Raw genomic sequence first — 12359 nt, 5'->3', positions numbered from 1 at the left:
GGGCGGGCCGTCTCATTTATCAGGGGGTCCACTGTGGGCTATCGAGGCCCTGCTGAATAAGCCTCGTTGCCCAAACTCAGTGCCGAGGAGGGCGGCGAGCAGGTCGAAGCGCTCGCTGACATGTTCGCCAGTTTCCGGGTGTTCGACATCGACGTGGCTGCGGCCCGCCTGCCATCGACGGAGCAGCGCAGCCGGCAGCTGGCCAACGACGCCAGCAACCTGGCGTCGTTCCTTGCTTACCTGGCCGATGAGCACAGCGACCAGTTCGCCGCGCTGCAGCGCGACGCGCGAGCCTTCATCCCGGGCCTGGAGGCACTGCAGTTCCGGCCGATCGGTGGTGCTGGTGAGGGGACCGTACTCACCCTGGTGGAGCGTGGGCTGCCGGGTGCGACGACCTTGCAGGAGGCGTCGTACGGTTCGATCCGGGCTCTTGCGCTGCTCGCTCTGCTCTACGACCCGGCGCCGCCGCGTCTCACTTGTATCGAGGAGATCGACCACGGTCTGCATTCCCACATCCTCGACCGGTTGGTCGAGTTGCTGCGCGAGGCGTCCGAGCGCACCCAGTTCCTGATAGCTACCCATTCGCCGCCGCTGGTCAACCGGCTGACCCCCGACGAGCTGATCGTCTGTGAACGTGGCGAGGACGCCGCGTCGCGTATTCCCGCGATCGACCCGGACACGGTGCGGGCCATGAAGCGTGAGTTGCACGGCGAAGGAGTTCGGCGTCAGTCAGTTTCCCGGGGATGCCCGGTGCCGGCGTAGGTTAACCAAGCGGTACGTCGGTCATCGTCCACGAGGTACCAGATCCGGCCGCCGCCGGTGACCTCGTACTGCCACCGCTCGTAGACCTGTCCCTTCCAACTGCCTGTGGCCAGGGAGCCCTTCAGCCGGTGATGCCGTTCGGTCGACTGCCGGGCACGCGGCTGCGCCCGGATGGTGTCGTAGGCCCGCCGAAGGTTCGCCGCAGCTTGCCGGGCGAGCGTCTCCCAGCCGTCGGCGGCCGAGGAGGTGGCGAAGCGCAACTCGTACTCGGTCCCGACAGCTGGAGGTGCTGCCCGGTCGCCTCGCTTGGGACTCATTGTCGCTCTTCGGGCGGGTCGACCATACCCAGGTCGCCGTCCGGTTCTCGGTTGATGATCTCCAGCAGGGCCGGGTCGCTGTAGATCTCCGCCGTGTGCCGCCACTGCCCGAGCAGGGTGGCGATCGGGGACAGATTCTCCAGCGAGGCCGCGCCTTGGGCCACGGTGATCAGTTCCGAGAGCAGTTCGTCGACGTCGCCCTCCGGGAGGAACGTCACCCAGGGCAGCGCCTCCTGAAGGACCCGCCGGACAGCCTCGACCGACCCGGAACGAACCAGGCCCGCCAGCAGACGGGCGGTGAAGTCGACGACGATGGCCTCTCGTTCGACCTGGTCGGCGCGGACAAGGGCCAAGTCGTCCGCGTCGCGACGACGCAGCCGCAACGTACGAACCTCGTTCAGCCGTTCCGCGGCGGCGCCAGGCCGATGCAGGAATTCGCTGAACGGCACTTCCTCATGTACCGCCACCATGACATCCACACTACCGTGGAAGTCGGAGGCGTGGAAGAAAGAGCACCGCGAGCGTGCCGAGCGTCAGCGCCACGGTCGCTGCCACGGCGGCCAGCGCCAACGCCATGGCTGGCTGGTCGCGCAGGACCGGGTAGTCGAGCATTGACATGAACGCCTCGTCATAGCCGAGCTGCGTCGTGGCCAGCAACGCAGCCACGGCTGCCAGCAGCACCACCGCCCGGCGGCGTACGGCAACCGGCAGCGCCAGTACCGCGACGAGACTGAACAGCGCCACCACGGCCAGAGCGCCAAACCCGATGCGCGCCACTGGAATGGTGCTGATCGCCACGGTGTTGCCGAAACGATCCGCCACCAGCGGCGCGCCAGCGGCGCTGAGCGATGCACACAGCCCCATCGCGGCCGCTGCGGCCCAGAACCGTCCCGGAAGCGGTCGCTGCTCGCAGCCATCACGGGCGGCAAGCAGCAGTGACCCGCACAGCGGGACGGCGACGACCACGGCGAGCAGGAGGTGCCAACCGGGTGCTGCATGGTCGCGTACCCCGGTGGCCAGCACCGCCAGCTCGGCCAGTACGGCGGCGCCCGCCCCGATCGCGGCGGCCGTACGCCAGCCGGCGACCAGTGCCGCGACCAGCAGCGCCCAGCCGGCCAGCCGGGCGGTGCCGATGGGGCCGATGATGGTGGTCGGGGCCTGCTCGGCGAAGCGCCACGACCAGGCGGCGGCCTCGACGACGGGACGGGCCTGGCGGGCCAGGACTAGCACAGCGGCCAGGGTGCCGGCCGCCGCCATCGCCGGGCCCCAGGCACCCGCGTTGGTCGTGGCACGAGCGGCGGCCGCCCGCCGCACCATCGCAGCCTGGACCACGTCGACCACCTTCTTTCCGCTGGGCGTGCGGCCGGGCCGCCTCACCCGGCGGCGGCTTCGATGCTGGTGAGCCGGGTCGGCAGGTGGATGGTCCAGCGCGGTTCGTTGCTCACCAGTGGCCTCCGTCGCCGCCGGTCTGGCGCTGGTGCTCCGAGCGGTAGCGCTGGCGGGCGGGTCGTTGAACCGGCAGCCGATGTGCCGTTGCCGCCACTGCCGCAGTCCTTCGCGGCACCGGTCGGCTTCGGCCCGGTCGACGGCGGCCTGGCGGGTGAGTCGGTCCAGCTCGTCGGCGACCTGCCGCAGGTACGCGTACACCGCCGCCGGGTCCAGCCCACGCCACCGGGTGTCGAACTGCATCGCCCTGACCTGCCACGGCTCCACGAGTGGGCCCTGCCGAGGCACCACCCGCCCTCGCCTGCTCCGCTGCTCCACGACTTCCTCCCCGAACGTCGAGTGCTACTCGGATGATGAGTTTACATGCCCGGAGCATCTGAAGAGTGCATCTGATCAGAGAACATATGTTCAGTTCGCATGCTCTTACCGTGGCGGTATGGGAGAGCTTCGTCTGATGGCGAGCCAGGAGGTGCAGGAGATGCTCGGCGTCTCGCGTACCCGCGCCTACCAGATCACCAACTCGAAGTCGTTCCCGGACCCGGTGGTGGTGCTGTCAGTGGGCCGGATCTGGCGCACCGAGGACGTCGAGCGGTGGATCAAGCAGCACCGACCAGAGTTGCATGACACCGAGTGATCGGTCAGGTCAGCGGCTCAACCGAGCTGTACGCCGCTGACCGTGCCCGCGTCGCTAGGTAGACCCGCGCAGGTATGCCCTGCGGGCACCCGTTCTTCGAGCAGAGTCACCTGCTGTTAGCACCGGCTGAGTCGTTACCACTACCTGCGCCGATGTTTGGCAAGATGAAGCACTGCAACCAAGCGGGGAGGCCTGGCGTGTGGCTTGCCGGGCCAGCCCACCCGCAACCCGTCCGGCGTGGCAGCCGGGCCGCTAGGTAAGGCAGGCTCACCGACATGGCGCGAAGCACGGACGAACTTTTGCGGCTGCTCGCCGATCTGGAGAGCGACCAGGTCGAGCGTAAGGAGTCGCTGAGGACGGCCGAAACCAAGGACCGGGCCTGCCAGGCCATCTGTGCGTTCGCCAACGATCTGCCCGACCACCGTGGTTCCGGTGTGCTTTTCATCGGCGCGACCGATGCCGGCCGGCCCGCCGGGTTGAGCGTCACCGACCGGCTGCTGCAGGAGCTCGCAGACCTGCGGGGACAGGGCCGAATCCTGCCACCACCGATCATGAGCGTTCGGAGGCTGGAGGTCGACGGTCAGGCGGTGGCCGTGGTCGAGGTGGAACCTAGCCCCAGCCCGCCGGTGCGGTTCAATGGCCAGGTGTGGATCAGGGTGGGACCGCGTCGGGCGATCGCCACCGCGGACGAGGAGCGCCGGCTTGCCGAGCGTAAGCGCGCTGCCGACCTGCCATTCGATAGTCGCCCCGCAGTCGGTGCCGCCCTGGATGACCTTGATCTGACGCTATTCGAGCGCGAATACCTGCCAAGCGTCCTGCCGCAGGACGTGCTTGCGGCCAATGGCCGGACCATCGAGCAGCGGCTGGCGTCACTGCGGCTGGCGACTGTAGAGGGCGTGCCAACCAACGCCGGTCTGCTGATCCTTGGCGTGGAGCCGACCCGTCTTTTACCGGGGGCGTACATCCAGTTCCTCCGAGTGCAGGGCGGCGACCTGAGCGCTCCGATCAGCAGCGAACGCCGGCTCAGCGGCGCACTGCCGGACCTGCTGCGCGAACTCGACGAGCTGATCAAGTTGAACATTCATATATCTGTGCAGATCGGCGAGACCCTGCGCGATGCCCGCCGGGCGGACTACCCCTTGGCGGCGTTGCAGCAGCTCACCCGAAATGCGGTGCTGCACCGCAACTACGAGGGCACCAATTCGCCGGTGCGGATCACCTGGTACGACGACCGGGTCGAGGTCTACTCGCCGGGCGGCCCCTATGGCGCTGTCACCGTGGAGAACTTCGGCCGGCCGGGCGTCACTGACTACCGTAATCCCATCCTCGCCGAAGCGGCGGCCGGCCTCGGGTACGTACAGAAGTTCGGAGCGGGCCTGGAGATCGCCCGGCGCACACTGTCGGACAACGGAAACCCCCGACCTGAGTTCACCCCGGACCCCTCGTACGTTGGCGTCATCATCAGGGAGGCGCGATGACCGCACCGGTGATTGCCTTTTTCAACAACAAGGGTGGCGTCGGTAAGACGTCGCTGGTCTACCACCTGGCGTGGATGATGGCGGGAAAGGGCTTGCGGGTGGTCGCCGCCGACTTGGACCCGCAGGCGAACCTGACGGCCAACTTCCTGGACGAGGAACAGTTGGTCGAGCTGTGGCCCGCCGGCAAGGCACTCACCGAACGCGGCCATACCGTGTACGGCAGCCTTTCTCCGCTGATTCGTGGCCTGGGTGACATCGCTGATCCGTCCCTCGTAGCCGTCGATGACCGGCTGCACCTGCTCCCCGGCGATCTGACCTTGTCCAAGTTCGAGGACGAGCTGTCCAACCAGTGGCCGGACTGCCTGGACGGCAAGGAGCGGGCCTTTCGGGTCATCTCCGCCTTCTGGCGGCTGCTCGATCGGGCCAGCCGACGGACCGAAGCCGATGTGGTGCTCGTCGACGTCGGCCCCAACCTTGGTGCGATCAACCGAGCTGCGTTGATCTCGGCCGATCATGTCGTGATCCCGTTGGCACCCGACCTGTTCAGCGTGCAGGGCCTGCAGAACCTCGGCCCGGCACTGCGGAACTGGCGCGCCGAATGGCGGGCACGTCTCCCGCGCAACCCGGATGCCGAACTGAAGTTGCCAGCTGGTCAGATGACCCCGGCCGGCTACGTAGTGCTGGGCCACGGCGTACGGCTCGGCCAGCCGGTTCAGGCTTATCAGCGGTGGATGGCCCGGATCCCAGAGGTGTACCGGACATCCGTTCTCGACATAAGCGAACCTGCCCCCTCGGTGGACGGGGATCCGTACTGTCTTGCCCAGCTCAAGCACTATCGCAGTCTGATGCCGTTGTCGTACGAGGCTCACAAACCGGTTTTCGCGCTTAAACCAGCCGATGGCGCATTCGGTGGGCATCAAGCGGCAGTCAGAGCCGCGGCTAACGATTTCGCGGCGCTGGCCGAACGCATCCTCACTGAAGTCGGCGGACCGTACGGAACACCCAAAGGAGCCGCCGCATGAGTCGCCCTGCTACGCGGAGTAGACAAGTCACGTGGGACAGCGGGTGCTGACAACTACCCGGCGGTCTGCGGCGCCTGATCGCTGACCTGCCCGGCGGCGGGCGTTGCGGGCGGGGTCGACGCCGGGGTGGCCGGGGCCCACCAGGTGACCAGGGCGCCGGCGATCAGCACCGCCAGCGACACCCGAGGGCGATCCGGGCCCGGTGCAGCCGGCCGGCCGCCCGGTTGGCCAGTGCCACCTGGTACGCCTCGACCGAGGCGTGCCGGGCGTGGATGTCGGTCAGCGTCAGCGGGGCCGCCCGGCCACCGGCCTCGGCGGCGAGGGCGTACCAGAGGCCGACACCGGCGGCGACCAGACCGCCGCCGATCAGTACGGTGACCACCCCACGCCAGGTCGTCGTCAGGTCGGCGGTGGCAGAGCGGCCCTGTACGAAGACTCCGGCGGCGGCCAGGCTGACCAGGGCGGTCAGCCCGTTGCGCCAGGACTGGGCGCTGGCCCGTACCGCCGGTAGTGATTCGCGGGCGAGCTGCGCGAACGCCGCGCGTTCGGCGTCGCTGACCGGCTCGGGCGCGGCCGCCGGCAGCCGGAACCGCGCCACATCCGACCCCTCCGGCCCGACCGCCGCCGACGCTTCCGGCTCGGCCGGTGCCGGGTCGGTGGTCACGACGCGGATCCCAGGATGATCTCGATCCGGAAGCTGACGCCGCAGCCGAGGGTGTCGTCCGGGGCGTCGGGGTGGGTGTGCCGGCACCCGCAGGGTACGTCCACCAGTAACGTCGGCGGGGTGGGCGGGATGATCCGCCCACCGGTCTGCCGGCCGGGGCCGGCGGCGACGGCGGTGTGCACCTGACGGTGGTCGAGCTGGTGACCGCAGCGGGGCAGGCGCGGATCGGGTCACACCTGACCTAAGGCGTTGACGTAAATCAATGTCATGCCTACCGTTTCGGAAGAGTTCCCGAAAGTTTACCGGAAGTTTTGAGGGTGTTCGGCTGCCGTACGCGCAAATGCGCTGCCGCATGCGCCGATCCGCCGCCGCCCCCTCGACGGTGACCCCAGGAGGAACGAACGAGATGACGCAGCTCGTCCTGTTCGCGATCGACATCGGCGCGGTGGCGCTGCTCGTCTTCGGGCTGTACTTCCCGCGCCACCGTCGACGGGACCTCGTCGTGGCCTACCTCGGCGTCAACGTCGGCGTACTCGCCGTCGCCAGCGCCCTGAGCGCCAGCAACGTCGGTGCCGGACTCGGCCTGGGGCTGGCGCTGTTCGGCGTACTGTCGATCATCCGGCTGCGCTCGACGGAGCTGGACCAGCACGAGGTGGCCTACTACTTCTCCGCCCTGGCGCTGGGCATCCTCGGCGCGCTGAGCACCACCTCGATCTGGCTCAGCGCCGGCCTGATGGCGCTCATCGTCACCGTCATGTTCCTCGGCGACCATCCCCGGCTGCTCAGGCACTACCGGCACCAGATCATGGTGCTCGACTCGGCCGTCACCGATCAGGTGGCCCTCGTCGCCCATCTGGAGCAACTGCTCGGCGCCCGGGTGCACGCCGCCACGATCCAGCGGCTCGACCTGGTCAACGAGACCACGATCGTGGACGTGCGGTACTCGCTCGCCGGCCGGCGGACCGCGCCGACCGCGACCGGCAGCCCGGCACCGGCGGGAGCGACCCGATGACCAACCTGGCGATCGTCGCCGTGCTCGGCGAACTGACCCCGATCGGCCTGCCCGAACTCGTCGAGTGCGCCGCCCTGCAGGCCAGAGTGGACCGCATGTACGTCGTCCCGCTGGCCACCCTGCCGGCGCTGCTGAGCCAGCTGGACGCCGACACCAGGGTGCTGGACATCGACGGTGACCGGTCGTTCCGCTACGAGTCGGTCTACTTCGACACCCCGAGGCTGGCCAGCTACCACTGTGCCGCGTACCGGCGCCGGCGGCGCTTCAAGGTGCGCACCCGGACCTACCTGGACTCCGACGACTGCTGGCTGGAAGTCAAGATCAACGGTGCCCGGGACAGCATCACCAAGCACCGGCTGCCGTACCGGTCGTCGGACCGTGGCTCGGTCCAACCCGGTCGCGCCTTCGTCGACGAGGTGCTCACCCGCGAGACGATCACCGCCGAGGGCGACCTCACCCCGACCCTGGTCACCACCTACCGGCGCAGCACGCTGCTGCTGCCGGCCACCGTCAGCCGGGTCACCATCGACACCGAGCTGCGCTGGCAGTGCGGGCCGACCAGCCTGGCGCTGCCCGAGGTCGCCGTCGTGGAGACCAAGTCGAGCGCGGCGGCCGCCGCCGTGGACCGGCTGCTGTGGCACCGGGGCATCCGCCCGATCCGCATCTCCAAGTACGCCACCGGCCTCGCCGCGCTGCGGCCGGACCTGCCGGACGGCCCGTGGCGGCGCACCCTGCGCCGGCACTTCTGCGACACCGCTGCGGCGTCCGACCGGCCGTCGGGTCCGTCGCCGCACCCGGTGCCGACCCTGGTACGTCGAATCGAACAGGAGGCATCGTGCGTCTGACCGCCCGTAACACCGGGACAGCGACGGCGGCCGTCCGCGCGGTGGGAGCCGCCGCCGCGGCCACCCTCGTCGCCGGGCTGCTCGTCTCCCACTCACCACCGGCGGCGCGGAACCGGTCGCCGGCTCCGACCGCTCCGCCGCCGAGGCCAGCGCGGCCGACGAACTGGTCGCCACCGCGCGCACCGCCGCCGATGAGCTGGCCGCCGCCGAGGCCGCCGACGAACTGGTCGGCGACATCGTCTTCTCGGTGCCCAGCGGCACCTTCCAGAACGAGATCTCCGTCGCGCTGAGCACCACGGTCGCCGGTGCGCAGATCCGCTACACCACCAACGGTCAACTGCCGACCGTACAGTCCAGCCTCTACTCCGGTACGCCGTTGCGGTTCACCCGTACCACCCAGCTGCGTGCCCAGGCGTTCGCGGGCGGCGCGGCCGCCGGAGCGCCGGGCACCGCCATGTACGTCGCCCGGACTGTCACCATCAGCCATGACCTGCCGGTGGTCGTGATCGATTCGTACGGTGCCGGCCGGCCCGACCGGGAGTACTTCGACTCCGCTCTGATGATCTTCGACCCGGCCGGCGGAACCACCTCGTTGACCGGCACCCCGACGGTCGCCATCCGGGCCGGGTTCCGGCTGCGCGGGCAGTCGTCCTCGACGTTCGAGAAGACCTCGTACCGGGTCGAGTTCTGGGACAACGACGACGATGCCGACTACCCGGTGCTCGGCATGCCCGCCCAGTCGGACTGGGTGCTGCGCGGACCGTTCCCCGACAAGTCGCTGATCCGTGAGGCGCTCGTCTACGACCTCGGTCGGGAGACGGGGATCCACGCCCAGCGCTACCGGTTCGTCGAGTTCTATCGCAACACCGACGCGACCCCGGTCGGCAACGACGACTACATGGGCGTCTACATGCTCGTCGAGACGATCAAGAACGCGAAGGAGCGGCTCGATCTGAAGCAGTTGGACGAGGACGACCGGACGCTGCCGAAGATCACCGGCGGCTACATCTGGAAGTTCGAGTGGATGGCCGCCGAGGAACCGATCCTGCCCTGCACCGGGCCGACCAACACCTGCTGGAACTACCTTGAGGTCGCCGATCCGGATCCGCTGCAGCCGGAACAGCGCGACTGGCTGCGCAACCATATCCAGGAGTTCCACAACGTCCTGCGAGCGCCGAACTTCGCCGATCCGGTCACCGGCTACCGGGCGTACATCGACGTTCCGTCGTTCGTCGACCAGATGATCCTCAACGAGCTGAGTCGGGAGATGGACGCCTACATCCGCAGCGCCTATTTCTACAAGGACCGGGACACGCCGATCTTTGCCGGACCGCTGTGGGACTACGACCTGACATTCGGTGTCGGCGGCTACTTCCAGAACGACCAGACTGCCGGCTGGCAGTACCAGCAGATCCGTCAGCCGGTGGCGAACGACTGGTTCAACCAGTTGATGCGCGACCCCGCCTTCGTCAACGACGTCCGGCTGCGCTGGCAGTCACTGCGCCGCGGACTGCTGTCGGACGCCTCGCTGCAGGCCCGGATCGACTCCCTCGCCGCACCGCTGACGAACGGGGCGCAACGCAACTTCCAGCGGTGGCCGAACCTATCCACCCGGATGATCGGCCCTTTCATCACGCCGACCTCGCCGACCTGGCAGGGTCAGATCCAGTACCTGCGGGACTGGATGCTGCGCCGCGCCGCCTGGCTCGACACCACCTCCGGCTGGGGCGGCCCGACGACCACACCGCCGCCGACCACACCGCCGCCGACCACACCGCCACCGACCACGCCGCCGCCGACCACACCGCCACCGACCACGCCGCCACCGACCACGGCGCCGCCGACGACACCGCCGCCGGGCAACACCGGCTGTACGGCGACCTACACGGTGACCAGCCAGTGGCCGGGCGGTTTCCAGGGTGAGGTACGGGTCACCGCCGGCGCGGCGGCGATCAGCGGCTGGACGGTGACCTGGACGTTCGCCAACGGGCAGACGGTCAGCCAGGCGTGGAACGCGACGGTCACCAGTCAGGGATCGTCGGTGACCGCCCGCAACGTGTCCTACAACGGCGCTCTCGCCGCCGGTGCGAACACCAGCTTCGGCTTCCTGGCCTCGTTCACCGGCACCAACAGCACGCCCACCCCGCGGTGCACACCGACCTGACCGGGCATCCGTCGATGTGACCGCATGTGCCTGGCACCGTACCCCTCGCTGGTATGGTGCCAGGTACGTGTGGTAGCGGTCGTGGTGCGGATGGGTCGGTAGGAGGGGTTCCTCATGGGTGTCGGCAGGGTGGTGCGGTTCGACGAAGGCCGGGGCTACGGTTTCATCGCTCCGGACGACGGCGGAGACGACGTCTTCGTGCACGCTGGTGAGTTGACCCAGCGGGGCATCCGGGTCGCGACCGGCACCCGGGTGTCGTTCAAGGTGATCGACGGTGGTCGGGGTCCGAAGGCGTACGACGTGGAGATCGTCGAGGACGGCGGGTCGGTGACGCCGACCGTGGCCCGGACATCGGCGTCGTCCGCCGAGGGCGGCGACGACGAGCTGTGCGAGATCTTTTCGGAGCCGGAGTACCTGCAGCGGATCACCGAGCTGTTGCTGTCGGATGCTCCGTACCTGACCGGCGGGCAGATCGTCGAGCTGCGGGCCCATCTGCTGCGGTTCTCCCGCAAGTGCGGCTGGGTCGACTGACGCAGGGCCACCCCCCTGACCCCTTGGCATCGAGGGTTGACTATGGCATCGCCTGGCCATAGGTTTCCATCAACTTACGGAAGTGTTCCGGAAATACTCGTGATCCTTGCGGGAGTGTTTCGGTCGCTCGTCCCGGGTTGATGCTCCCGTGTGCCCCGGCGCTTCCGCCATGCAGTCCACCGGAAGGATGCCATGAAGGCGACCCGTGTATTCGCCGCCAGTGCACTCTCCGTGGCGATGATGGCCACGATCGGTGCTGGTGCCGCTGCTCTCGCCCACCCTGGTCGGCCCGGCGCCGGCCCGCCGACCGGCGGTACGCCTGTCGGCAAGCAGACCCTGCGTGACCTGGCGAAATGGAACAAGCTGCAGGTCGGTGCGGCGGTCGACATGACCGCGCTCGCCGAGGACGACACCTACCGCGACACGATCGCCGCCCAGTTCTCCAGTGTCACCGCCGAGAACGTCATGAAGTGGGAGACCCTGGAGCCGGTCCGCGGCGAGCGCGACTACGGACCCGCCGACGAACTGGTCGACTTCGCCGCCCGCAACAAGCAGGTGGTCCGCGGCCACGTCCTGGTCTGGCACAACCAGAACCCGGCCTGGCTCACCGAGGGCGTCGAGTCGGGTGAGATCGGCCCGACCGAACTGCGGCAGATCCTGCGTGACCACATCACCGACACCGTCCGCCACTTCAAGGGCCGTATCCACCAGTGGGACGTGGCCAACGAGATCTTCGACGACAACGCCGACCTGCGCGACACCATCTGGCTGCGCGAACTGGGCCCGTCGTACATCGCCGACGCGTTCCGTTGGGCGCACCGGGCCGACCCGGCCGCCAAGCTGTTCCTCAACGACTACAACGTGGAGGGGATCAGCGCCAAGAGCACCGCCTACTACGACCTGGTCCGCGAGCTGCGTCGGCAGAAGGTTCCGGTGCACGGCATGGGGATCCAGGGCCGCCTCGGCGCCCAGTACGGCTTCTGGCCGGCGACCGCCGTCGCCGAGAACCTGCGCCGTTTCGAGGCGCTCGGGTTGGAGACCGCCGTCACCGAGGCCGACGTGCGGATGCCGATGCCGACCGACGTGTTCAAGTTGCAGGCCCAGGCGCAGGGCTTCAACACCCTGCTGCAGGGCTGCCTGCTGGCCACCCGGTGCCACTCGTTCACCTTCTGGGGCGTCACCGACAAGTACTCCTGGGTGCCCGACTGGTTCGAAGGCGAAGGCGCGGCCAACATCTACGACGAGCAGTACCAGCCGAAACCGGCGTACGACGCGGTACGCGCGACGTTGGCGATGGCGGTCCCGCCCGGCCGGTGACGCCGGCACACCCGTACCGGTCGTGCCGGCACACCCGTACTGGTTGACCGCTCCATCCTGGAGCCGTAATCTTTGCGACAAGTAGCCGAAAGTACCGGCTCAGATCCCGGAATTCTCGGTGGCTACCACCGGCTGCGGGTGCCCTGGCGAACTCCGACCCCCACCAG

The 12359-nt window shown here is 68.7% G+C and carries 15 protein-coding genes; 9 read left to right on the top strand and 6 right to left on the bottom strand.

Features of this window, described 5'->3' with window-relative positions; translation table 11 throughout:
* Positions 1 to 66 precede the first annotated feature (66 nt).
* Complete coding sequence (locus ACN28F_RS08065; RefSeq protein ID WP_421357361.1) at positions 67 to 762, top strand: AAA family ATPase; 696 nt, start codon at positions 67 to 69, stop codon at positions 760 to 762.
* Here the strand turns inward: ACN28F_RS08065 and ACN28F_RS08060 are convergent.
* From ACN28F_RS08060 to ACN28F_RS08050, 3 genes are read right to left on the bottom strand one after another with little or no spacing between them, the layout of a single operon-like run.
* A complete protein-coding gene (locus tag ACN28F_RS08060) occupies positions 726 to 1079 on the bottom strand; it encodes a hypothetical protein (RefSeq protein ID WP_289207426.1) in 354 nt (117 codons plus the stop codon). The genes ACN28F_RS08065 and ACN28F_RS08060 overlap by 37 nt on opposite strands.
* Complete coding sequence (locus ACN28F_RS08055) at positions 1076 to 1549, bottom strand: hypothetical protein (protein WP_289207425.1); 474 nt, start codon at positions 1547 to 1549, stop codon at positions 1076 to 1078. Before ACN28F_RS08055 ends, ACN28F_RS08060 begins: the two co-directional genes overlap by 4 nt.
* Before the next feature lie 10 nt (positions 1550 to 1559).
* Positions 1560 to 2792, bottom strand: coding sequence for a DivIVA domain-containing protein (locus ACN28F_RS08050; RefSeq protein ID WP_421361308.1), 1233 nt, complete (start codon positions 2790 to 2792; stop codon positions 1560 to 1562).
* A gap of 169 nt (positions 2793 to 2961) precedes the next feature.
* On the opposite strand from ACN28F_RS08050, the gene ACN28F_RS08045 reads away from it, so the two are divergent.
* From ACN28F_RS08045 to ACN28F_RS08035, 3 genes are all read left to right on the top strand, one after another.
* Positions 2962 to 3159 (top strand): helix-turn-helix transcriptional regulator, encoded by a 198-nt coding sequence (locus tag ACN28F_RS08045; protein WP_278117888.1) that lies wholly within the window; start codon positions 2962 to 2964, stop codon positions 3157 to 3159.
* A gap of 275 nt (positions 3160 to 3434) precedes the next feature.
* Entirely contained in the window at positions 3435 to 4637 is a 1203-nt protein-coding gene (locus tag ACN28F_RS08040; RefSeq protein ID WP_278117887.1) for an RNA-binding domain-containing protein, read from the top strand.
* Positions 4634 to 5659 carry a ParA family protein gene (locus tag ACN28F_RS08035; protein WP_278117885.1) on the top strand — a complete coding sequence of 342 codons (1026 nt, stop codon included), beginning with the start codon at positions 4634 to 4636 and terminating at the stop codon, positions 5657 to 5659. The genes ACN28F_RS08040 and ACN28F_RS08035 overlap by 4 nt, the downstream gene beginning before the upstream one ends.
* A gap of 53 nt (positions 5660 to 5712) precedes the next feature.
* On the opposite strand, the gene ACN28F_RS08030 is transcribed toward ACN28F_RS08035, so the two are convergent.
* From ACN28F_RS08030 to ACN28F_RS08020, 3 genes are read right to left on the bottom strand one after another with little or no spacing between them, the layout of a single operon-like run.
* The gene (locus ACN28F_RS08030) at positions 5713 to 5841 is read right to left on the bottom strand and encodes a hypothetical protein (RefSeq protein WP_289207423.1); all 129 of its coding nucleotides are present in this window, start codon (positions 5839 to 5841) and stop codon (positions 5713 to 5715) included.
* On the bottom strand, positions 5823 to 6323 hold the full coding sequence (locus tag ACN28F_RS08025; RefSeq protein ID WP_289207422.1) for a hypothetical protein: 501 nt from the start codon (positions 6321 to 6323) through the stop codon (positions 5823 to 5825). The genes ACN28F_RS08030 and ACN28F_RS08025 overlap by 19 nt, the downstream gene beginning before the upstream one ends.
* Entirely contained in the window at positions 6320 to 6505 is a 186-nt protein-coding gene (locus tag ACN28F_RS08020; protein ID WP_421357360.1) for a hypothetical protein, read from the bottom strand. The genes ACN28F_RS08025 and ACN28F_RS08020 overlap by 4 nt, the downstream gene beginning before the upstream one ends.
* A gap of 224 nt (positions 6506 to 6729) precedes the next feature.
* Here ACN28F_RS08020 and ACN28F_RS08015 point away from each other — a divergent pair, with 224 nt between their 5' ends.
* The 5 genes from ACN28F_RS08015 to ACN28F_RS07995 all read left to right on the top strand — a co-directional run bounded on the left by ACN28F_RS08015 (position 6730) and on the right by ACN28F_RS07995 (position 12192).
* Positions 6730 to 7335: a DUF4956 domain-containing protein gene (locus ACN28F_RS08015; protein WP_289207419.1), complete on the top strand. Its 606-nt coding sequence runs from the start codon at positions 6730 to 6732 to the stop codon at positions 7333 to 7335.
* Positions 7332 to 8180 (top strand): polyphosphate polymerase domain-containing protein, encoded by an 849-nt coding sequence (locus ACN28F_RS08010; RefSeq protein ID WP_421357359.1) that lies wholly within the window; start codon positions 7332 to 7334, stop codon positions 8178 to 8180. The genes ACN28F_RS08015 and ACN28F_RS08010 overlap by 4 nt, the downstream gene beginning before the upstream one ends.
* Positions 8181 to 8427: 247 nt before the next feature.
* Positions 8428 to 10344, top strand: a complete 1917-nt coding sequence (locus tag ACN28F_RS08005) for a CotH kinase family protein (protein ID WP_421357358.1) — start codon at positions 8428 to 8430, stop codon at positions 10342 to 10344.
* 114 nt (positions 10345 to 10458) lie between these two features.
* Positions 10459 to 10875: a cold-shock protein gene (locus tag ACN28F_RS08000; protein ID WP_289207416.1), complete on the top strand. Its 417-nt coding sequence runs from the start codon at positions 10459 to 10461 to the stop codon at positions 10873 to 10875.
* A gap of 192 nt (positions 10876 to 11067) precedes the next feature.
* The gene (locus ACN28F_RS07995) at positions 11068 to 12192 is read left to right on the top strand and encodes an endo-1,4-beta-xylanase (RefSeq protein ID WP_421357357.1); all 1125 of its coding nucleotides are present in this window, start codon (positions 11068 to 11070) and stop codon (positions 12190 to 12192) included.
* The last annotated feature ends 167 nt before the right edge of the window (positions 12193 to 12359 follow it).

The sequence above is a fragment of the Solwaraspora sp. WMMA2101 genome, from assembly GCF_049179175.1.
Classification (GTDB): domain Bacteria; phylum Actinomycetota; class Actinomycetes; order Mycobacteriales; family Micromonosporaceae; genus Micromonospora_E.
This window is presented reverse-complemented; position numbering and strand designations above follow the sequence as displayed.

Coding starts and splice junctions, on each gene's coding strand:
- ACN28F_RS08060 (WP_289207426.1), bottom strand. CDS start 1,079: ATGAGTCCCAAGCGAGGCGACCGGGCAGCACCTCCAGCTGTCGGGACC.
- ACN28F_RS08055 (WP_289207425.1), bottom strand. CDS start 1,549: ATGGTGGCGGTACATGAGGAAGTGCCGTTCAGCGAATTCCTGCATCGG.
- ACN28F_RS08045 (WP_278117888.1), top strand. CDS start 2,962: ATGGGAGAGCTTCGTCTGATGGCGAGCCAGGAGGTGCAGGAGATGCTC.
- ACN28F_RS08040 (WP_278117887.1), top strand. CDS start 3,435: ATGGCGCGAAGCACGGACGAACTTTTGCGGCTGCTCGCCGATCTGGAG.
- ACN28F_RS08035 (WP_278117885.1), top strand. CDS start 4,634: ATGACCGCACCGGTGATTGCCTTTTTCAACAACAAGGGTGGCGTCGGT.
- ACN28F_RS08015 (WP_289207419.1), top strand. CDS start 6,730: ATGACGCAGCTCGTCCTGTTCGCGATCGACATCGGCGCGGTGGCGCTG.
- ACN28F_RS08010 (WP_421357359.1), top strand. CDS start 7,332: ATGACCAACCTGGCGATCGTCGCCGTGCTCGGCGAACTGACCCCGATC.
- ACN28F_RS08000 (WP_289207416.1), top strand. CDS start 10,459: ATGGGTGTCGGCAGGGTGGTGCGGTTCGACGAAGGCCGGGGCTACGGT.
- ACN28F_RS07995 (WP_421357357.1), top strand. CDS start 11,068: ATGAAGGCGACCCGTGTATTCGCCGCCAGTGCACTCTCCGTGGCGATG.